Annotated in this window: 17 protein-coding genes and 1 pseudogene; 14 read left to right on the top strand and 4 right to left on the bottom strand. The window is 61.9% G+C overall.

Annotation, left to right across the window (positions count from 1 at the left end):
- The first annotated feature begins 99 nt into the window (after nt 1–99).
- A pseudogene (locus CHC01_RS30600) lies at nt 100–832 on the top strand (IS5 family transposase).
- A 13-nt stretch (nt 833–845) separates the two neighbouring features.
- Here CHC01_RS30600 and CHC01_RS30605 read toward each other — a convergent pair.
- A complete protein-coding gene (locus CHC01_RS30605; protein WP_089268112.1) occupies nt 846–1,946 on the bottom strand; it encodes a glycosyltransferase in 1,101 nt (366 codons plus the stop codon).
- 922 nt (nt 1,947–2,868) lie between these two features.
- Nucleotides 2,869–3,729, bottom strand: coding sequence for a formyltetrahydrofolate deformylase (gene purU / locus CHC01_RS30615; protein WP_089268114.1), 861 nt, complete (start codon nt 3,727–3,729; stop codon nt 2,869–2,871).
- 144 nt (nt 3,730–3,873) lie between these two features.
- On the opposite strand from purU, the gene CHC01_RS30620 reads away from it, so the two are divergent.
- The 7 genes from CHC01_RS30620 (at nt 3,874) to CHC01_RS30650 (ending at nt 12,477) form a co-directional block, all read left to right on the top strand.
- The gene (locus tag CHC01_RS30620) at nt 3,874–4,710 is read left to right on the top strand and encodes a uroporphyrinogen-III synthase (protein WP_089268115.1); all 837 of its coding nucleotides are present in this window, start codon (nt 3,874–3,876) and stop codon (nt 4,708–4,710) included.
- A 61-nt stretch (nt 4,711–4,771) separates the two neighbouring features.
- Complete coding sequence (locus CHC01_RS30625) at nt 4,772–7,216, top strand: CaiB/BaiF CoA-transferase family protein (RefSeq protein WP_089268116.1); 2,445 nt, start codon at nt 4,772–4,774, stop codon at nt 7,214–7,216.
- 128 nt (nt 7,217–7,344) lie between these two features.
- Nucleotides 7,345–8,577, top strand: coding sequence for a branched-chain amino acid ABC transporter substrate-binding protein (locus CHC01_RS30630; RefSeq protein ID WP_089268117.1), 1,233 nt, complete (start codon nt 7,345–7,347; stop codon nt 8,575–8,577).
- Nucleotides 8,578–8,778: 201 nt separating this feature from the next.
- Nucleotides 8,779–9,726 (top strand): branched-chain amino acid ABC transporter permease, encoded by a 948-nt coding sequence (locus CHC01_RS30635; RefSeq protein ID WP_068738207.1) that lies wholly within the window; start codon nt 8,779–8,781, stop codon nt 9,724–9,726.
- The gene (locus tag CHC01_RS30640) at nt 9,723–11,036 is read left to right on the top strand and encodes a branched-chain amino acid ABC transporter permease (protein WP_089268118.1); all 1,314 of its coding nucleotides are present in this window, start codon (nt 9,723–9,725) and stop codon (nt 11,034–11,036) included. The genes CHC01_RS30635 and CHC01_RS30640 overlap by 4 nt, the downstream gene beginning before the upstream one ends.
- Entirely contained in the window at nt 11,033–11,782 is a 750-nt protein-coding gene (locus tag CHC01_RS30645; protein ID WP_089268119.1) for an ABC transporter ATP-binding protein, read from the top strand. Before CHC01_RS30640 ends, CHC01_RS30645 begins: the two co-directional genes overlap by 4 nt.
- Nucleotides 11,782–12,477, top strand: a complete 696-nt coding sequence (locus CHC01_RS30650) for an ABC transporter ATP-binding protein (RefSeq protein WP_089268120.1) — start codon at nt 11,782–11,784, stop codon at nt 12,475–12,477. Before CHC01_RS30645 ends, CHC01_RS30650 begins: the two co-directional genes overlap by 1 nt.
- 155 nt (nt 12,478–12,632) lie before the next feature.
- Here the strand turns inward: CHC01_RS30650 and CHC01_RS30655 are convergent, their stop codons facing one another.
- The gene (locus CHC01_RS30655) at nt 12,633–13,307 is read right to left on the bottom strand and encodes a Crp/Fnr family transcriptional regulator (protein WP_089268121.1); all 675 of its coding nucleotides are present in this window, start codon (nt 13,305–13,307) and stop codon (nt 12,633–12,635) included.
- A 226-nt stretch (nt 13,308–13,533) separates the two neighbouring features.
- Here CHC01_RS30655 and CHC01_RS30660 point away from each other — a divergent pair, with 226 nt between their 5' ends.
- The 6 genes from CHC01_RS30660 (at nt 13,534) to CHC01_RS30685 (ending at nt 20,832) form a co-directional block, all read left to right on the top strand.
- Nucleotides 13,534–14,355: an ABC transporter ATP-binding protein gene (locus CHC01_RS30660; protein ID WP_089268122.1), complete on the top strand. Its 822-nt coding sequence runs from the start codon at nt 13,534–13,536 to the stop codon at nt 14,353–14,355.
- Nucleotides 14,352–16,283, top strand: a complete 1,932-nt coding sequence (locus CHC01_RS30665; protein ID WP_089268123.1) for a long-chain fatty acid--CoA ligase — start codon at nt 14,352–14,354, stop codon at nt 16,281–16,283. The genes CHC01_RS30660 and CHC01_RS30665 overlap by 4 nt, the downstream gene beginning before the upstream one ends.
- A 238-nt stretch (nt 16,284–16,521) precedes the next feature.
- Nucleotides 16,522–17,415, top strand: coding sequence for a branched-chain amino acid ABC transporter permease (locus CHC01_RS30670; protein WP_089268124.1), 894 nt, complete (start codon nt 16,522–16,524; stop codon nt 17,413–17,415).
- A gap of 3 nt (nt 17,416–17,418) precedes the next feature.
- Nucleotides 17,419–18,492: a branched-chain amino acid ABC transporter permease gene (locus CHC01_RS30675; RefSeq protein WP_089268125.1), complete on the top strand. Its 1,074-nt coding sequence runs from the start codon at nt 17,419–17,421 to the stop codon at nt 18,490–18,492.
- Nucleotides 18,493–18,547: 55 nt separating this feature from the next.
- Nucleotides 18,548–19,828, top strand: coding sequence for an ABC transporter substrate-binding protein (locus CHC01_RS30680; protein ID WP_089268161.1), 1,281 nt, complete (start codon nt 18,548–18,550; stop codon nt 19,826–19,828).
- A 164-nt stretch (nt 19,829–19,992) separates the two neighbouring features.
- The gene (locus CHC01_RS30685) at nt 19,993–20,832 is read left to right on the top strand and encodes an ABC transporter ATP-binding protein (protein ID WP_089268126.1); all 840 of its coding nucleotides are present in this window, start codon (nt 19,993–19,995) and stop codon (nt 20,830–20,832) included.
- On the opposite strand, the gene CHC01_RS30690 is transcribed toward CHC01_RS30685, so the two are convergent.
- Nucleotides 20,829–21,455: a TVP38/TMEM64 family protein gene (locus tag CHC01_RS30690; RefSeq protein ID WP_089268127.1), complete on the bottom strand. Its 627-nt coding sequence runs from the start codon at nt 21,453–21,455 to the stop codon at nt 20,829–20,831. The two genes, CHC01_RS30685 and CHC01_RS30690, sit on opposite strands and share 4 nt — an antisense overlap.
- Between the last annotated feature and the right edge of the window lie 40 nt (nt 21,456–21,495).

A 21,495-nucleotide genomic window follows, 5' to 3' on the forward strand; every position in this document is an offset into this window, starting at 1 on the left:
CTAGGGCCGATCGACATTCAGGATTCCCGAGAGGTTAAATCGCTGATTCATAGGGTTCCGTGATTTGCACGGAACATGTGTTGGCGATGAAGCTACGAATTGAATGAGGCACAGTGGGTGAAGATTTCTCCGCTGCTGCCGGGCAAGGCTAGCGATGCAGGTCGCACAGCGTCCGATAACCGCCTGTTTGTGAACGGCTGTTTGTGGGTTCTGCGCTCGGGTGCTCATTGGTGCGACCTGCCGGAACGGTACGGCAAGTGGAAACGGTGCACCGGCGGTTCAGCCGCTGGTGCCATGGGGGGCTGGGAACGCGTGTTCACGGCCCTGACGGCAGAGCGGGATAATCAGTATCTGATGATCAACAGCACCATCGTTCGCGCTCACCAGCAGGCCGCAAGCGGAAAAGGGGGGCAAAGATCAGGCGATGGGGCGTTCCCGAGGTGGGCTGACCACGGAGATCCATATGCTGGCCGATGCACTCGGTCGCCCGCTCTGCTTCATCATCACAGCTGGACAGGCTGGCGACGTCACCCAGGCACCTGCCTTGCTCCACGGCCAGACCGGCGAAGCCGTGCTTGCCGACAAGGCCTATGACAGCAACGCTCTGCGCGCGATCATCGTCAATATGGGCGCAACAGCGATCATACCATCAAACCGAACCCGCAAGGTCATCATCCCGCACGACATCAACGCCTACAAGCAGCGCAATCGGATCGAGCGTTGCTTCTGCCGTTTCAAACACTTCCGGCGCTTCGCCACACGCTATGACGGACGAACCTCGCACTTCGCTGGCTTCATCCACCTCGCCGCCGCAATGATCTGGAGCGAGTGAGTGTCGATCGGTCCTAGCTCACCTTCATCATCTGCCCGTAGATGCCGAAATACTGGTCGCGCATATTGGCGATATCGAATTCGGTGACGAAATCCTTCGCCTTCCTTGCGATCTTCGCGGCAAGCTCGGGCTGCGCCGTAAGCGCCGCGATCTTGTCGGCGAGATCCTCGGCGGATCCGACCTTGAATTTGATACCGTTCGAGCCGTCGACCAGCAGTTCGGCCGGGCCATCAACATCCGCGGCGATGACAGGCAGGCCGACCGCCATGGCTTCGAGCAGCACCAGTCCGAAACCTTCGAAACGCGATGGCAACACGAAGATATCGGCCTCGTCCAGCGGACGGCGCACATCGGTGCGCCCGCACAGGAAGCGAACACGATCGGCGACATTCTCGGCGATCGCCTGCGCCTTCAAACTCAGGAGGGTCGACTCGTCGCCCTCCGGTGGGCTGCCGACGAAATCGCAGCGAATGTCGAGCCCACGAGCGACGCAGAGACTGACCGCCTTGATCAGGATGTCCTGGCCCTTCTGTTTCGGATAGATGCGGGCCACGTTGATCAGCCGCAGCGGTGAGCCGAAACGGCGTTCGCGGGCCACGGCGCAGAAGGCGCCCAGCGGAATGCCGTTATGTACCTTGAACAACCGCTGCAGACGCACGGCCTGACATTCGCGTTCGACCGCGGCAGAGATCGCGATGTTCCAATCGACGAACCGCTGATGCAGCCGAAGCTTTACGCGGTCCCACGCGTTGACGAGACCGGTATTGTGGATCGTGTAGCCGACGCTCATGGGCCGATATAGCTTGCTCAGCATCGCGAAATGTTTCGCCCCACTGTCATGGGCGTGAATGACGCGAATGTCATGGCGGCGAATGATATTGAGCAGCGTCAAAATGATGCGCGGATTGCGATTGCCCGGCGCGCGTTTCAGAAAATAGATCGGGTGACCGGTGGCTGAGAGTTCGGCGGCGAGATCGAGATTGAGCCGATCGTTGATGACGACAAACACCTGCGGCACGCCCGCACCCGGTCCGCAACTGGCCGCAAAGTTGATCAGCAGCCGTTCGGCCCCACCCACGGTCAGGGATGAAATCAACTGAAGTACAGACGCCACGTTTGAAATGCCCCCGGCCCGATGCTGCGTAAATTTTCAGCTAGACCTTCATCCGGATTATTCCGCCGCAGCATTGCGTGGAATTTCATAGGCGCCCGGACCGTGTTTCGTGGCCTATTTCGACTAACGGTCATGGCTATTCTGCGGCGCACCAATGCGTCACGGAAACAAATTTCGGCGGAAAGACGGCAGCGCTGCGTCTGATCACACAATGGCGCTGATATGAACATCAAACGGCCTCACTCCGGTACAACATCCGCGCTTCTTCGCCGCAAAATCTGTGGCGACGGCTCAGTTGACCCCAATCCAAATGGGGGGTCTTCCGCGGCTGCAGTTTGCTTCGCTGGCGTGTCGATTTGAGGAGCTTTAGCCGCTCCGAACGGCTTCGAATGATGAGCGATAACCATGTCTTTCCCACACAGAGGGTCCTAAACGTGAAGGATGCCGAGAGAGCGGAAAGCAGAAAAGGCCTTTATTTCAGTCATCCTGCACCTCCCCTGCATCCGAAAGTCATGTAAATGACTTTCCCTCGTCCTCGGTAATATTTGACCATTGATTTGCCTTCAATTCTCGGCAAAACCCGTCGCAGATCTGCTATATTCCGCAGACCGCCTAAATGATGTTGCCGCCATGCCAGTAGCCCGCCGCGTCCCCGTTTTTGTCTGTCTTATACTGTTGTCCTGCAGTCTTGGCGGTTGTGGCTCAATCAGTTCATTCATGGCCGGCGGCATGGCCGACCTGATCCCGGCATGGGCTGGCGGCCTGCCCGCCGACGCGCCGCCGCGTCCGGGCTCTCCCGAATACGAAGCCTACGCGAAGCGGCACGAGCAGCACCAATCCGGCGCCATGACGGGGCCTGGCCCCGCCACATCGCCGTCTGCAGAGGCCGTGCGCTGATCGCGAATTTCGCGCGGCGCCTCGCTCAGTTCATAAAGACGACGGTCTTCATGCCGTTGAGGATCACGCGATCTTCGAGGTGATAGCGCATGGCGCGCGCCAGCACGCGGCGTTCGATGTCGCGGCCCTTGGCCACGAGTTCTTCCGGCGTGTCGCGATGGCTGATGCGCTCGACGTCCTGGTCGATGATCGGACCTTCGTCGAGATCGCTGGTCACGTAATGCGCGGTGGCGCCGATCAGCTTGACGCCGCGCGCGTGCGCCTGGTGATAGGGCCGTGCGCCCTTGAAGCCCGGCAGGAACGAGTGATGGATGTTGATGCACTTGCCGGAGAGTTTCGCCGACATCTCGTCGGACAGGATCTGCATGTAACGCGCCAGCACCACGAGCTCGGTCTCGGTTGTGCCGACCAGATCCCAGATCGCCTGCTCCTGCTCGCGCTTGGTCTCCTTGGTGATCGGCATGTGGTGGAACGGGATGTCGCCGAAATCGAGATCCTTGAAGGCCTCGCGCGGATGGTTCGAGACGATCGCGGTCGGGATCATGTCGAGATCGCCGGTGCGCCAGCGATACAGGATATCGACGAGGCAGTGATCGGACTTCGACACCAGCAGCATGACGCGGCGACGGGTCGCCCGGTCGCGCATCTGCCAGTCCATCTTGAAGCGCTCGGCGATGGCCCCGAAGCCGGTCTGCAGCGCCGCCAGACCGACATTCACGTCGGCGGCGTTGAACACCACGCGCATGAAGAAGTGCCCGGTTTCGACATCGTTGAACTGCTGGGCATCGAGAATATTCTGGCCATTATGGGCCAGGAAGGTCGATACAGCGGACACGATGCCGGGGCGATCTGGACAGGACAGGGTCAGGACGAATTGATGGGACATGGGACGGGCTGATCTGCTTCAAGGGGACCGGAAATCGAGGCCCTGCTCTATCATCCGAAGCAAGCTTGCGCCAATCCAATTGCACGCTGCAATATGGACGTCATTGCCAGCGAATTAACGAACGAAAACAGGCAGAGAACGGATATGGCTGACAAGCTCAACGGTTATCGCATCCTGATCCTGGAGACCCGCGAGGAAGCGCAATTCTCCCGCCTGCTGACCGAACAGGGCGCCAATGTGCTGCAATGTCCGATGTTCACCATCGAGGACGCGCCGGATTCCGCCCCGGTCGAGGCCTGGATCGGCCGATTCATTGCTAACCCCTTCGACGACCTCGTTTTAATGACCGGCGAAGGGCTTCGCCGGATGATGAAAATCGTGCGTCAACGCGGCATCGAAAAAGAGTTCATCGCCGCAGTCGGCAAATCCCGCAAATTCGCCCGCGGACCGAAGCCCGGGCGCGCCTTGCGCGAGATCGGCCTCGAGGCTGACATCACCACCGAGAAGCCGACCTCCGAAGGCGTCGCCGAAATGCTGTCGCGGCTCGATCTCAAAGGCCATCGCCTCGGCCTGCAGCTCTATCCCGAGAAGGACCACAGCGTTCTGATATCAGCGATCACCTCCTGCGGCGCAGAGGTCGATACCGTGCTGCCTTATATCTACGACTCCAAGGCCGCTGAAACAAACATCCTCTCGGCCATCGACGAAATGGAAGCCGGCCGCGTCGATGCCATCGCGCTGACGAGTTCGGGTCAGGTGCGTCGTCTCGTCGATGCTGCGAAGGCGCACGGCCGCGAGGATCAATTGCGCAGTGCACTTGCAAAGACACCGATCGCATCGGTTGGTCCCGTCGTGTCTGATGAATTGAAATCGTACGGCCTCGAAGCCGACATCACTCCGGCCAATGATGCGTTCTTCATGAAGCCACTGATCTCGGCGATGTCGATTGCGCTCGACAAGGCTGCAGCGCGCGCCGAATGACTTGACGCCCGCACACATCTCGACATGATGCCCCGACACATAAAAAAATGATCGGGCGGAAATGCCAACCTTGCCACTATCGGATTTGCGTGTCGCGGAAATCGGATCCGGCGATACGCTGGATTACTGCGGCAAACTGTTTTCCGATTTCGGTGCCGAGGTCATCAAGATCGAACCGCCGGACGGCGATCCTGCGCGGCACTATCCGCCGCTCGTCGATGCCGGCGATGGCCGCCGCGAGAGCGGATATTTCGCCTGGCTGAATACCAACAAACGCAGTGTCATCGCCGATCTCGATAAGGCCGATGATGTCGCGCGGGTCCGCGCATTGCTTGCGACATGCGACCTGCTGATCGACGCGCGCGCGCCTTCGGAGATTCCGAACTCACTCTTGACGCATGATGACTTGCGCAACGAGCAACCCGGTCTCGCGATCACCGCGATCTCGTGGTTCGGCGAACACGGCCTCTACAGCAATTATCAGACGACGGACTCCGTTTGTCGCAGCCTGTCCGGCAGCGTGAAGCTGGTCGGGGCGCAGGAAGGCCCGCCGGTGCTGCCGCGCGACGGACAGATCGCCGTCATGGCCGGACTCACCGCGTTCATTCCGACACTGGCCGGCATGTATGGTCGCGCCAACGGCGCGCGGCGCTTTGCCGTCAGCGCGCATGAGGCGATGCTGCAGATCAGCGAATTCGACACAGGACTCGCGCTGGAAGTCGGCTTCACGCGGCCACGCATGGCCATCAACCGGTTCGGCCGCGGCTATCCCGTCGGCAATTTCCCAACCAAGGACGGCTGGCTCGGCATCACTGTCGTGACACCGGCGCAATGGGCTGCGTTCTGCGTGATGCTCGGCCTTCCCGAACTGGAAACCGAGCCGCAGTTCAACGACGGCCTCGCGCGCACCAACAATTCGAAGGCGCTGTTCGATATCTTCCAGCCCATCCTGATGCACAAGAGCGCAAACGAATGGTTCGAGATGGGAATCGAGCTGCGTCTTCCGCTCGCGGTCGTGCCCGATATGGAGACGCTGCTGAAGCAGCAATACTACCGCGATCGCGGCGCCTTCGCGAAAGTCGAGATTGGAACGGCATCATTCGATGCGCCGGTGCTGCCGCAAACACTTACGGGTTCGCGGCCCAAACCGAATGGCCGCGCGCCATTTGCCGGCGATGACACCATCGACGCCCTGCTTGCGCATCAGCGCGTAGCGACGCGGCAAGCAACGCCGGATGATCCGCAGCCGCTGAAGGGGCTGCGCATTATCGATCTCACCATGGGCTGGGCCGGTCCATCGGCCACGCGGCAGATGGGCGATCTCGGCGCCGACGTCATCAAGGTCGAGTCCTGCCAGTATCCCGACTGGTTTCGTGGCACCGATCCACGCGGCCCGTATTTTCCCGAGCGCACCTACGAGAAGATCTACTGGTTTCAGCAGATGAACCGCAACAAGCGCGGCATCACGCTGGATCTCACCAATCCGCGCGGTAAGGAGTTGCTGAAACAACTGCTCGCAGGCGCCGATGCGGTGATCGACAACTATGCCGCCGACGTGCTGCCGCGCATGGGCCTTGATGCTGCAGCCATGCACAAGATCAATCCGCGTCTCGTCGTGGTGACGATGCCCGCCTTCGGCATGACCGGTCCATGGAGCGGCGTGCGCGCCTATGGCTCGACGCTGGAACAGGCGTCAGGCCTGCCGTCTGTCACCGGCCGCGAAGGCGATCCGCCGACGATGCTGCATGCCGCGCTCGGCGATCCCTTCGGCGGCGTCAGTGCCGCGGCGGCATTGATGCTCGGCTTCATGCATCAGAAGAATACCGGCCTTGGCCAGCACATCGACCTCAGTGCGACGGAAGCCCTGCTGCCTCTTGTCGCACCCTCGGTCATCGAGCAATCCGCCACGGGAAAATCCGGCCCGCGCATTGGCAACCGGCATCCGCGCTTCGTGCCGAATGGTTGCTTCCCGTGTCTCGGCGAAGATCAGTGGATCACCATTGCCGTGCGCAGCGACGAGGAATGGCAAGCGCTGTGTAAGGTCATGCATCGCAACGACCTGGCCGATGACGCCGCACTTGCCACAGCCGAGGGCCGCCGCGCCGAGGAGGACCGTATCGAGGTCGCGGTCCGGCACTGGACGACGACCGTGCGACCGGATCTGGCCATGGTGACGCTGCAGGACGCCGGCGTGCCCGCGGGTACCGCGCGACTGCCGCTGGATCTGGCCGGGGATCCGCACCTGCTCGCAGTCGGACATTGGCAGCCGGTGACCAAGGTATTTATGGGCCCGCATCTGCTGCCCTCCGTTGCCTATCGCGAAGGCAGTGCAAAACTGCCCTACCCGATCACCCGGCTGGCGCCGACGCTCGGCCAGCACAATGAGGAAGTCCTGCGCGATATTCTGGGCCTGAGTGCAGCGGAAATCGACGAATTGCGCGCCGCGGAAATCATTGGCGACGCTGCAATATCCAAGAAAGCGAAGGTTGCGCCTACGACCAAGTGAGGCAGCAAGTGAGGCTTGCAGCTTCTACCGCCTTGGCTCACACTCCCGGCATAAGGCCAGCGACGGATGGATCAAAAGATTCGGCGTCGCGACAACGGCCAGCACAAATGCTTCCAGGGAGAAACACCATGCGCAAACTAGCCCTCATTGCGTCCATTGCGCTGCCGATGCTCGGCGGCACGGCGATGGCGCAGGAGACCGTGAAGATCGGTTATATCGATCCACTCTCCGGCGGCGGCGCCAGCGTCGGCGAAGTCGGCCTCAAGACCTTCCAGTTTCTCGCCGATGAGCTGAACGCCAAGGGCGGCATTCTCGGCAAGAAGGTCGAGATCGTCCCACTCGACAACAAGACCAATCCGCAAGAGAGCCTGATCCAGGCGCAGAAGGCGATCGATGGCGGCATTCGCTACATCACCCAGGGCAACGGCTCGTCGGTCGCCGGTGCGCTGTCGGATTTCGTCACCAAGTTCAACGACCGCAACCCCGGCAAGGAAGTCCTGTACTTCAACTATGCCGCCGTCGATCCGGTCTTGACCAACGAGAAATGCAGCTTCTGGCATTTCCGCTGGGACGCCAATTCAGACATCAAGATGGAAGCGCTTACCAACTACATCAAGACCGTGCCTGCGGTGAAGAACGTCTACCTGATCAATCAGGACTACTCGTTCGGTCAGTCGGTGCGCAGCCAGGCGCGTGCCATGCTCGGCGCCAAACGACCGGACGTCAAAATCGTCGGCGACGAACTGCATCCGCTGCTGAAGATCACCGACTTCGCGCCCTATATTGCGAAGATCAAGGCCTCCGGCGCCGACAGCGTCATCACCGGCAACTGGGGTCAGGATTTTGCCCTCTTGCTGAAGGCAGCGGCTGACGCGGGCCTGAAGGTGAGCTGGTTCACCTATTATGCCGGCGGCACCGGCGGCCCAACCGCGATCAAGCAGGCCGGCCTGAACCACCAAGTGTTCCAGATCGCCGAAGGCATCCCGAATCTCGGCCACGCCTCGGCCGACGTGTTCGAAAAGGCACTGCGCGCCAAGTATGACTTCAGCCTGTTCTATCCGCGCGCTGTGAACGAGATGCGCATGTTCGCCGCGGCCGCCGAGAAAGCGAAGTCGCTCGATCCGGTGAAGGTGGCCGCAGCCCTCGAAGGCATGGAGTTCGAGGTGTTCGACGGTGGCAAGGGCAATATGCGCAAAGACGACCATCAATTCTTCCAGCCGATGTATATCGCCTCGTTCGGCGAGCGCACCGACAAGGAGCCGTTCGACGAGGAAAAGACCGGCTGGGGCTGGAAGCTGGCCGCCAAGATCGACACGCCGCAGACGGTGCTGCCCACCACGTGCAAGATGGAACGGCCGTAAGCCCTGCCTTCTCCCCGCCTGCGGGGAGAAGGTGGACCGAACTTGCAGAGCAAGTTCGGGACGGATGAGGGGGACTCTCAGTTTCACTCACTGCCTCCCCCTCACCCGGATTGCTGCGCAATCCGACCTCTCCCCGCAAGCGGGGAGAGGTTAAGACGCCGCCGCACTCCGGCACACTCCTCACCGAGAGGCAGATACTTCGTGCTTGAACTGATCGTCATTTCCACGCTCAACGGCGTCCTCTACGGCATGCTGCTGTTCCTGATGGCCTCTGGCCTGACGGTGATCTTCAGCATGCTCGGCGTGCTGAACTTCGCCCATGCCAGTTTCTACATGCTCGGCGCATTCTTCGGCTTCCAGATCAGCCGCTGGTTCGGCTTCTGGCCCGCGCTGATCCTTGCGCCGCTGCTCGCCGGCGCGCTCGGCGCCGCCGTCGAACGCTACGGCCTGCGTCACGTCCACAAGAACGGCCACGTCGCCGAGCTGCTGTTCACCTTCGGGCTTGCTTTCGCCATCGAGGAGATCGTGCAGATCATCTGGGGCAAGAGCCCGGTCGATTTCCGCGTACCGCCGCTGCTCGACTTCCCGGCCTTCACGCTGTTCTCCACCAACTACCCGGCCTTCAAGATCTTCATGCTGGTCGTCTCCATCGTGATCTTCATCGGATTGCTGGTGGTTCTGAAGCGCACGCGCATCGGCCTGATCGTACAGGCGGCGCTGACCCATCCGCATATGGTCGGCCATCTCGGACACAATGTCGGACGCATCTTCATGCTGGTGTTCGGCGTCGGCACTGCGCTCGCCGCCGTCGCCGGCGTGATCGCAGGCCCGGCACTGGTCACGCAATCCAACATGGCCGGTTTGCTGGGCCCGATCCTGTTCGTCGTCGTGGTCGTCGGCGGCCTCGGCTCGCTGCCTGGTGCCTTCATTGCCTCATTGCTGATCGGCCTCGTGCAGACCTTCGCCGTATCGATGAACGGCTCGCTGGCCGGCGCCTTCGGCCCGCTCAGCCCCGACTATGCCGCCACCTGGCTGTCCGACATCTGGAACGTCACCGTCGCCCAGATCGCACCGATCATGCCCTATCTGCTGCTGGTGCTGATCCTGATCTTCCGCCCGATGGGCCTGCTGGGAACACGCGACACATGAGCGACGCCACCGCCAAGATTCCGGCAACCATCGCGCCGCCCCGTCCCGCCGCATCCGACCGGCTGAAATTCTACGGCATCTGGATCGCCGCCGCGCTGGCGCTGCTGGTGCTGCCGAAACTGTTCTCGTCGGGCGGATCGCTGACCACCTTCAGCCTGATCGGCATTTCGATCATCTTCTCGCTGTCCTACAATATCCTGCTCGGCCAGACCGGCATGCTGTCGTTCGGCCACGCGGTCTATTACGGCCTCGGCGGCTTTTTGGCGATCCACGCCATCAACATCATCGCCAGGAACAAGTTTGCGATCCCGCTGCCGCTGGTGCCGCTGGTCGGCGGCGCGGCTGGCCTCGTCTTCGCCATGCTGCTCGGCTGGGTGTCGACGCGGCGCTCCGGTACGGCCTTTGCGATGATCTCGCTTGGCGTCGCAGAACTGGTGGCGTCGTCAGCGTTAATCCTGCGCACCTTCTTCGGCGGCGAAGCCGGCGTCTCCGCCAATCGCACCAAGGTGCTGCGTCTGTTCGACTGGAGCTTCGGCCCGCAGATCCAGATCTATTATCTGGTCGCAGCCTGGACGCTGATTGCCGTCATCGCGATGTATGCCCTCACCCGCACGCCGCTCGGGCGCATGTGCAACGCCGTGCGCGACAATCCCGAACGTGTGCAGTTCGTCGGCTACGATCCGCACATCATCCGTTATATCGCCTTCTGCTTCTCCGGCCTGTTTGCCGGCATAGCGGGCGCGCTAGCCGCGATCAATTTCGAGATCGCCAATTCGGCCTATCTCGGCGCCGTACAATCGGGCACCGTGCTGTTCGCCACCTATATCGGCGGCGTCGGCTTCTTCATCGGCCCGATCGTCGGCGCGATCTTCGTCACGCTGCTGTCGCTCGGCCTCTCCGATCTCACACAGGTCTGGCAGCTCTATTTCGGCCTGATCTTCATCGCCGTGGTGATGTTCGCGCCCGGCGGCATCACCGGACTGCTGATGATGCACCGGCCGCTGCTGAAAGGCGGCACGCTCAGCCGTGTGCTGCCGAGCTATCTCGTCGCCTTCGTACCGACGCTGGCGATGATCACCGGCCTGATGCTGGCGATCGAGACCACCGTCCACTTTACCGTCAATCCCGGCGAGGATTCCCACATCAAGGCGTTCGGCATTCCGTTCGACGCGGCGAACCCGGCAATCTGGGCCGTTGCCGCCGTGCTGCTGATCGGCGGCTTTATCGTCGCGCGCAAGACCTGGGCGCGCATCGCCGGCAGCTGGGACGACGCCCTCACCGCCGCGCGCGAGAAGGGAGTGGCCGCATGAGCACCGCTATTGAATTGCGCGGCGTCGAGAAGACCTTCGGCATCACCTCCGTGATCCGCAACGTCAACCTGACGGTCGCCCAAGGCGAACGCCACGCGCTGATCGGCCCCAACGGCGCCGGCAAGTCGACGCTGTTCAATCTGATATCAGGCTATATGAAGCCATCAGTCGGCAGCATCCTGCTGCGCGATCAGGTGATCTCCGGCCTGCCACCGTTCCGGATCAACCGCCGCGGACTGTCGCGCAGCTTCCAGGTCACCAACGTCTTTGCCAAGATGAGCGTGTGGGAAAACCTGCGCTGCGCTGTGCTGTGGGCCACCGGCCATCGTTACGCGTTCTGGAAGAATGTCGACAACCTGCCCGAGGTACGCGACCGCACCGCGCAGATCCTGCAGGATATCAACCTCGTATCGCGCCGCGACGTGCCCGCGGGTCTGCTCACCTACGCCGAGCAGCGAGCGCTGGAAATCGGCATTACCATCGCCGGCGGCGCCGATGTCATCCTGCTGGACGAGCCCACGGCCGGCATGAGTCACGCCGAGACCGAGCGTGCCGTGGCGCTGATCCGGCGGCTGACCGAGGGCCGCACGCTGCTGATCGTCGAGCACGACATGAGCGTGGTGTTCGGCCTCGCCGACCGCATCTCGGTTCTGGTCTATGGCCAGATCATCGCCTCGGGCACGCCGGAGGAAATCCGCGGCAACCCCAAGGTCAAGGAAGCCTATCTCGGCGAGGAAGTGGCGTGATGCTCCAAGTTCAGGACCTGCACGCCTATTACGGCAAGAGCCACATTCTGCAGGGCGTCGATCTGCATATCGATGCCGGCGAAGTGGTCTCGCTGCTCGGCCGCAACGGCGTCGGGCGTTCGACCACCGTGAAGGCCATCATGGGTGAAGTGCCGCCGCACGGCACGATCACCTTCAAGGGCGCCAATATCGCCGGCCTGCCGAGCTTCAGGATCGCGCATCTCGGCCTCGGCTACGTGCCGGAGCATCGCGACATCTTTCCGGGCCTCACGGTACGGCAGAACCTGATGCTGGGGATCAAGGATCCGCGTCATCCCGGCAAGTGGAAGCTCGACGACATGCTCGGCATGTTTCCGAACCTCGCCGCGCGCGCCGATACCGCGGCGGGCGTGCTGTCCGGCGGCGAGAAGCAGATGCTGACGATCTGCCGGACGCTGATGGGCGATCCTGAACTGGTGATGATCGACGAGCCCACCGAAGGCCTCGCACCGATCATCGTCCAGCAGGTCGGCGATCTCATCGCCGAGATCGCGCGCCGTGGCGTGGCGATCCTGCTGGTCGAGCAGAAGCTCTCCATCGCGCTGCGCATCTCGCATCGGGTCTATGTGATGGGGCACGGCCGCATCGTGTTCGAAGGCACGCCCGCCGAACTCAAGGCCAATGACGCCGTGCGCAGGGAATGGCTGGAAGTCTGAGCGCTCTTCCTTACCTCTCCCCGCTTGCGGGGAGAGGTCGGGGCCGAGCGTCAGCGAGGCTTCGGGTGAGGGGGAGCCAGTGTTTCACTCGCTGGCTCCCCCTCACCCGTCGCGGACTTCGTCCACGCCACCCCGCAAGCGGGGCGAGGGAATCCCTAATCGCCGTAACTGCCCAGCTTTTCGAGATCGACCACTGTCACGCCGCCATATTCCAGCCGCAGCAGACCCTCCTTTTCCAGTGTCTGTAGGCACTGGTTCGCCTTCTGCCGTGATATGCCGGTGATGGCACCGAGCTCTTCCTGGGTGATGTCCAGATGGCGGGCCGCGTCGCGATAGAGGATCGGGTTGAACAGCGAGGCAATGCAGCGCGCGAGACGCCCGGTGGCATCGAGCCTGCGGCCATATTCAGTCAGTGCGATGAACTGACCGAGTCGTTCGTTCAACAGCGAGACCAGGAAGCGGTTGAAGCCGACACTGTTCTCGAACAGCCACATGAATGCCGGGCGCTCCATGAATGCGAGCTTGGAGTCGCGTAGCGGGACAATGTCGTAACGTCGCGGTTCGTTCTTCAGCACGCTGCCCTCGCCGAACCACGCGCCCGCCGTCAGGCCGGTGATGCTGACTTCCTTGCCGCTGCGCGAGATGGTGCCGATCTTCGCCAGGCCGCTGACAACGCCGGTCCAGTATTCGAACTGGTCGCCACGCATACAGACGAATTCATTCGCCTTGAACGACTTCTCGACGATGCCCGCGCGCGCGACCTCGATCTCCTTCTCGTTCAGGTCCCGCGCCCAGGCCGCGATGCGCTTGAGATGATCTGCAGCAATCATAGGTCCGCTTCACTTCGAATGTTGCAGCGCAAAAGAACGCTCGCGCGACAAATTGGCAGGCAGATTGTCCGCCGCGAGACATTTCAGGATACCGATTTGACGTAGGGAAGACCACCGCGAAAGGTCATTAGTAGAATGGCTTAGCGTGACCGGGCGATATAGGCTCGGGACCATCCGAGGAACGTGGATAAAGAGCGCGACAAGCGCCGTATCTGGGAGGATTTGAGTGGCGGTTGCTCTGGACGTGCGCGGGGTGTCACTGCGCTTTGGTGGCGTTCGCGCGCTCACCGATGTGAGCTTCGCTGTCAATGACGGCGAGCTGTTCTCGATCATCGGGCCGAACGGCGCCGGCAAGACCTCCATCGTCAACTGCATCTCCGGCCGCTACCGTCCCACCGAAGGCGAGTTGTTCTACCACGGCAAGAACATCACCGGGCTCAATCCAAACGCCCGCCCCGGCCTCGGCATCGGCCGCACCTTCCAGAACCTCGCGCTGTTTCATCATATGAGCGTGCTCGACAACATCATGGTCGGCCGCCACCACCTCCTGAAGAACAACTTCCTCACCGGCTCGCTGTACTGGCTCACCGGCGCCCGCAAGGAAGAGCTCGAGCATCGCCGCAAGGTGGAGGAGATCATCGACTTCCTCGATCTGCAGAGCGTGCGCAAGGCGACCGCAGGCACCCTTCCCTATGGTCTGCGCAAACGCGTCGAACTCGCCCGCGCGATGGCGCTGGAGCCGAACCTCATCCTCCTCGACGAGCCGATGGCCGGCATGAACTTCGAGGAGAAGGAGGACATGGCGCGCTATATCGTCGATCTCAACGAAGAATACGGGATGACGGTGATGATGATCGAACACGACATGGGCGTCGTGATGGACATCTCCCATCGCGTGATGGTGCTGGATTTCGGCCGCAAGATTGCCGAGGGCGATCCGGCTGCCGTGCTGGCCGATCCACACGTCAAGCGCGCCTATCTCGGTGAAGAGGACGAAGTCCTCGTCGATCCCGACCATGCGCCTATCGCTGCGGAGAGTGCCGCATGATGGACTATACCGGCCGCGTCAAACAGGCAGATACCTATCCGAAGCTGCTGCGCCTCAACGCCAAAGAACATGGCAGCGAGATCGCGCTGCGCGAAAAGGACTTCGGCCTGTGGCGGGAGTTCACCTGGAACGATTACCATGCCCGGGTGAAGGATTTCACGGTTGGCATGGTCGAGCTCGGCATCGCCCGTGGCGACGTCATCGGCATTATTGGCGATAACCGGCCCGACTGGGTCGCTGCCGAGATCGCCGCGCATGCTATCGGTGGCATGAGCCTCGGTCTCTATCGCGACGTGCTCGACGAGGAAGCCGCCTATCTCCTCAACTACGGCGAAGCGAAGATCGTTTTCGCGGAGGATGAAGAACAGGTCGACAAGCTGCTCACCCTCGCTGACCGTGTGCCGGCGCTGAAGCACATCGTCTACAGCGATCCGCGCGGCATGCGGAAATACGACGATCCGCGCCTGCTAGAGGCCGACAGGCTCGCCCAGATGGGTCGCGACCGTGCGGCGCGCGAGCCGGGCCTCTACGATCAACTGGTCGATGCGACGCAGGGCGAGGATGTCGCGATCCTCTGCACCACGTCAGGCACCACATCGAACCCAAAGCTCGCGATGCTCGCCGCAGGCCGCGTGCTCGGCCACTGCGCGGTGTATCTGTCGTTCGATCCGAAGGGACCGGACGACGAATATGTTTCGGTACTGCCGCTGCCCTGGATCATGGAGCAGGTCTACGCACTCGGCAAAGGTCTCCTGAGCCGGATGAAGGTCAACTTCGTCGAGCAGGCCGACACCATGATGAACGATTTTCGAGAGATCGCGCCGACCTTCGTGCTGTTCGCGCCGCGGGTCTGGGAAGGCATCGCAGCGGACGTGCGCGCACGGGTGATGGATTCATCGCCGCTGAAGCAGAGCCTGTATGAACTCGGCATGAAATCCGGGCTATCCGCACTCGCGCAAGGAAAGCGCTCGGCCGTCGCCGATACGCTGCTGTTCCGTGCCCTGCGTGATCGTCTCGGCTTCACACGGCTGCGCTCGGCCGCCACCGGCGGCGCCGCGCTGGGCCCGGACACATTCAAATTCTTCCGCGCTATGGGCGTGCCGCTGCGCACGCTCTATGGCCAGACCGAGACGCTCGGCGCCTTCACACTGCATCCGCCGGATGCCGTCGATCCCGACACCACCGGCATCGCGATGGGCAGCGGCATCGAGATCGAAGTCCGCGATCCCGATGTGCAGGGCGTCGGCGAGATCGTTGTCAGGCACCCCAACATGTTCCTCGGCTATTACAAATCGCCCGAGGCCTCCGCCGCCGATCTGCGCGATGGCTGGATGCATTCCGGCGATGCCGGCTATTTCAATGACAACAAGCAACTCGTCGTCATCGACCGCATCAAGGATCTGGCACAGACCGCGCGCGGTGAACGCTTCTCCCCGCAATATATCGAGAACAAGCTGAAATTCTCGCCCTATATCGCCGAGACCGTGGTGCTTGGCGACAACCGCGATGCGCTCGCGGCGATGATCTGCATCCGCTTCTCGATCATCTCGAAATGGGCCGAGAAGAACCGCATCTCGTTCACGACCTATACGGACCTGTCGTCACGCCCCGAGGTCTATGAGATGATCCGCAAGGAAGTCGAGACGGTCAATGCCACGCTGCCGCCCGCGCAGCGGATCGCCAAATTCCTGCTGCTGTACAAGGAGCTCGACGCCGACGACGGCGAACTGACCCGCACCCGAAAAGTCCGCCGCAGCGTCATCAACGAGAAATACGCCGACATCATCGACGGCATCTATGGCGGCGCCCGGGATATCCCCGTCGACACAACGATCCGCTTCCAGGATGGCACCTCCCAGCGCATCCGCACGCGATTGGTCGTGGTGGACATGGCGCGGGATGGCGCGCGCATGGAGGCGGCGGAATGAACGTCTGTTCGCAACATAGCGCGATGCGCATAATTATCCCCTCTCCCCTTGCGGGAGAGGGGAGCGCCGAAGGTCGCCCCGAACTCACCCGGGAGAGGGGAAGCCACACACGCCGACGTCATCTGTGGCGCCCCCTCTCCCGCCTTCGCTACGCTCAGGCACCCTCTCCCGCCCAGCGCGGCTTCGCCACGCTCGGGGGAGAGGGGACGATCGCATCTTCTGTTGCGGAAGCCATCGCATGAACACGCAGTTCCTCCTCCAGCTTCTCGTCAACGGCCTCGTGGTCGGCACGCTTTATGGCGTGGTCGCGATGTCGTTCGTGCTGATCTACAAAGCCACCCAGGTCGTAAACTTCGCGCAGGGCGAGTTGCTACTGATCGGTGCGTGGGTGTGCTGGACGCTGCTGACCAAATACCAGGTGCCGTTCTGGCTGGGCATGCCGATGACGCTGGTGTTCATGTTTGCTTTCGGCATCCTGATCCAGGTCGTGATCCTGCGGCCGCTGGTCGGCGAGCCGGTCATCTCGGTGATCATGGTGACCATCGCGCTGTCCGCCGTATTCCAGGCGGCACTGAAATGGATCTATGGCGTCAATCCGCAGCCATTCCCGCGTGTCTTCACCAGCCAGTCGGTGACGATCGGTAGCCTACAGATCCAGACCGTCTATGTGATGAGCCTCGTAGTATCGGTCGCGATGATGATCGGCATGGCTTGGTTCTTCAAAGTGTCGAAATGGGGCCTCGCGATGCGCGCCACCGCGTTCAACCAGCAGGTGGCGCAATCGCTGGGCATTTCCGTCAAGACGGTATTCGCCATGGCCTGGGCCATCTCGGCGATGGTTTCCGCCGTCGCGGGCGTCGTGGTTGCCGTGGTCAACGGCGTCTCATCGGGCCTGTCGATCTACGGCATCAAGGTGTTTCCGGCGGTCATCCTCGGCGGTCTCGACAGTATCGGCGGCGCCGTGGTTGGCGGCATCATCATCGGACTGCTGGAGAACTTCGCGCAATTCATCGACAGCGAATATCTGCACTGGGGCAATCTCTATGAGGTCGCGCCGTTCTACGTGCTCATCATCATCCTGATGATCAAGCCTTACGGCCTGTTCGGCACCAAAGACATCGAGCGGGTGTAACACATGGCCAGTCCCTCCCTCATCCCGGCCGGCGACTTCCGCACCAGCTATGCGGTCGACACCACAATCTTTCCGACCACCACCAGCCGCAACGCCGCGATCCTCGGCGTGGTGCTGATCTGCTTCGCGCCGCAACTGCTCAGCGAATACTGGCTCAGCCAGCTGATCATGATCGGCATCTACGGCATCGCGGCGCTCGGGCTCAATATCCTGGTCGGCTTTACCGGCCAGATTTCCATCGGCCACGCCGCGTTCTTCCTGTTCGGCGCTTTCACCTCGGCCTATATCTCCAACAACTATCCGATCCCGGTGTTTTTCTCGATTCCCATCGCCGGCGTGGTAACGGCCATCGTGGGACTCATTTTCGGCCTGCCGGCGGCGCGGTTGAAGGGGCTGTACCTCGTTATTGCCACGCTGGCCGCGCAATACATTCTGCTCGACTTCTTCTCCCGCGCCGACTGGTTCAGCGGCGGCTCGGTGCCGGCGACGGCCAAAGCGTTCTCGATCTTCGACCATACGCTGCGCGGCGACCGGCAGTATTTCTATGTGGTGCTGGCCTATGTGGTGGCGAGCTATCTGCTGGTTACCAACCTGATGCGCTCGCGCGACGGCCGCGCGCTGGTGGCTGTGCGTGATCACTATCTCTCGGCCGAGATCATGGGCATCAATCTCACCAAATATCGCACGTTGTCCTTCGGCCTCGCGGCGTTCTTCGCAGGCATCGCCGGCGCGCTGTACGCGCATAACCAGCTCGTGGTCTCCAACGAGGGTTTCGGCATCGAGCGCTCGATCCTGTTCCTGGCCATGGTCATCATCGGCGGTACCGGCTCGATCATGGGCACGCTGATGGGCACGGCCTTCGTGGTGCTGGTGCCGGAAGCGATGGAATGGATCAGCATGGAGCTGAAGGGCGGCGTCATCGACAAAGCGCTGGCGCTCAACAACAACCTGACCTTTCTGCGCGAGATCGCCATCGGCCTCATCATCATCGTGTTCCTGGTGTTCGAACCCGACGGGCTCGCGCATCGCTGGCGGCAGATCAAGACCTACTGGAAACTCTACCCGTTTTCGCATTGAGAACGGGACGGACTAGACGAAACGACAAAATATAAAATCCAACGGGAGAATGCTCATGACGATGAAAACATTTCTAACGTCCGCATCCATTGCCCTTCTCATCGCGGGCGCATCTGCCAGTGCGCAGGCGCAGATCGCCGTCGGCCACCTCGCCGATTATTCCGGCGGCACGTCCGACGTCGGCACGCCCTATGGCCAGGGTGTGGTCGATACCTACGCCTGGATCAACAAGAACGGCGGCATTGGCGGCAAGAAGGTCAATCTCGATAGCAACGACTATGGCTATCAGGTGCCGCGCGCCATCGCGCTGTACAAGAAGTGGTCGGGCGCCGACAAGGTCGCGGCGATCATGGGCTGGGGCACGGCAGATACCGAAGCGCTCACCGGCTTCCTCGCGCAGGACAAGATCCCGGACATCTCGGGCTCCTATTCGGCCGCGCTGACCGACCCGACCGGCGCCGGCGGCAAGGCCAAGCCCGCGCCGTATAACTTCTTCTATGGCCCGTCCTATTCGGACGCGCTGCGCGCCGAACTGACCTGGGCCGCAGAGGACTGGAAGTCCAAGGGCAAGTCGGGCAAGCCGAAATATGTCCATATGGGCGCCAACCACCCCTACCCCAACGCGCCGAAGGCCGCGGGTGAAGCGCTCGCCGCCGAACTCGGCTTTGACGTCCTGCCGCCATTGGTCTTCGCACTCGCGCCCGGCGATTACAGCGCACAATGCCTCAGCCTGAAGAGCGCCGGCGCGAACTATGCTTATCTCGGCAACACCGCAGCTTCGAACATCTCGGTGATGAAGGCCTGCAAGGCAGCCGGCGTCGACGTACAGTTCATGAGCAATGTGTGGGGCATGGACGAGAACGCGGCAAAGGCCGCAGGCGATGCTGCCGATGGCGTGATCTTCCCGCTGCGCACGGCGGTGAGCTGGGGCGGCAACGCACCGGGCATGAAGACGGTGCAGGAGATTTCCAAGATCTCCGATCCTTCGGGCAAGATCTATCGCCCGGTGCACTACATCGCGGCGGTCTGCACTTCGCTCTACATGAAGGAAGCGCTCGACTGGGCCGCGAAGAACGGCGGCGCTACCGGCGAGAACGTCGCCAAGGGCTTCTACCAGAAGAAGGATTGGGTGCCGGCCGGCATGGAGGGCGTCTGCAATCCCTCGACCTGGACCGACAAGGATCACCGCCCGACCACCAAGGTCGACCTGTATCGCTCGAAGGTGTCCGGCGCGACCGATGGCGATCTCAACGACCTGATGGTCAAGGGCACGATCAAGCTGGAGAAGGTGAAGACCGTGGAACTGCCGCGCAAGCCGGAATGGCATGGGTGGTAGTTTGAACTAAGACGCCGATGTTCCCCTCCCCCTTGCGGGGAGGGGTCAGGGGTGGGGGCGCCACGAGCGACGGCGCTTGTGGCACCCCCACCCGACCGGCCCAAGTGGGCCGGCCACCCTCCCCGCAAGGGGGAGGGAAAAGAACAGCGACCGGAGTGACAACTGTGCAAACTACACTTCAGCCCGAGACGAAGATTGCAGTGGCCCCCGCCACCTCCCCGCTCCTCGACATCCGCAATATCGAGGTCGTCTATGACGACGTCATCCTGGTGCTGCGCGGCTTGAGCATGGAGGTGCCGAAGGGCGCGATCGTTGCGCTACTCGGCGCCAATGGTGCCGGCAAATCGACCACGCTGAAAGCGATCTCCGGTCTGTTGAAAACCGAAGACGGCGAAGTCACGCGCGGCGAAATCCTGTTCGATGGCACGCGCATCGACGGCATCGATCCCGACAAGATCGTCCGCCGCGGCATCTTCCAGGTGATGGAAGGCCGCCGCATCGTGTCCGACATGACCTCGCTGGAAAACCTCCGCCTCGGCGCCTTCACGCGGAAAGACAACGAGGTCTCCACCGACATCGAGATGGTCTACGACTACTTCCCGCGCCTGAAGGAGCGCACCGGCCTCGCCGGCTATCTCTCCGGCGGCGAGCAGCAGATGCTGGCGATCGGCCGAGCGCTGATGGCGCGGCCCAAGATGATCCTGATGGATGAGCCGTCGATGGGCCTATCGCCGCTGCTGGTGAAGGAAGTGTTCGCCATCATCAAGAAGATCAACCGCGATCTCGGCGTCACCATTCTGCTGGTCGAGCAGAACGCGCGTGCCGCTCTCTCCGTCGCCAGCCATGGCTACATCATGGAACAGGGCAAAGTCGTGCTCGACGGCACCGCTGACGAACTCCGCGACAACGAGGATGTGAAGGAGTTCTATCTCGGCGGCGCCGGCGACCAGCGCAAGAGCTTCAAGAATCTGAAGAGCTTCAAGCGCAGGAAGCGATGGCTTTAGCTGCTCACGGTCCCGCAGGTCGCGATGCCGGTCTTGCACGCAAGGATCGCGCGAATGCGGCGCGACACCAGCAACAGGATGACGAACACAATGACCAGGGCCATGGCAATCAGCACACGGCTGAGCGGCATTGGTCCATCATCGAGCAACAACGCCCGTCCGGACGCACCGAGATACACGTAAAGCACGATCTGCGGCAGCGTGAACACGAAAGTGACCAGGGCGAACGGGAGCAGTCCGATATTTGTCAAACCGAACAGATAATTTTGCACCGAATTGGGCAATGGTCCGCCGAACCGCATCAGTGCGACGATGCGCCAGCCTTCGTCATCGACGGCCTGGGCAATAAGGCGCCAGGCCGCGCGTTTCTCGGTCTGCCGTTCCACCCAACCGCGCAGAACAGAGCGCGCCAGCATGAAGGCCAGAGCGGATGCAGCCGCGGCGACTGGAACAATGACGACGAGAGAGCGCAAGCCGAACGCAGCACCGGCACCGAACACGATGAATGTTCGCGGGATCGGCAAAAACGAAGAGGCAACCACCAATGCGGCCAACACGACGGCAGCAGGAAAATCAAGCTGGCCGAAGCTGTCGAGCCATTGGACGATACGTTCTGACGACATGATTTCCCACTAGCACGGCGCCACAGGCTACCGGAATAAC

It is taken from the genome of Tardiphaga sp. OK246, from assembly GCF_900188215.1.
Taxonomy (GTDB): Bacteria; Pseudomonadota; Alphaproteobacteria; order Rhizobiales; family Xanthobacteraceae; genus Tardiphaga; species Tardiphaga robiniae.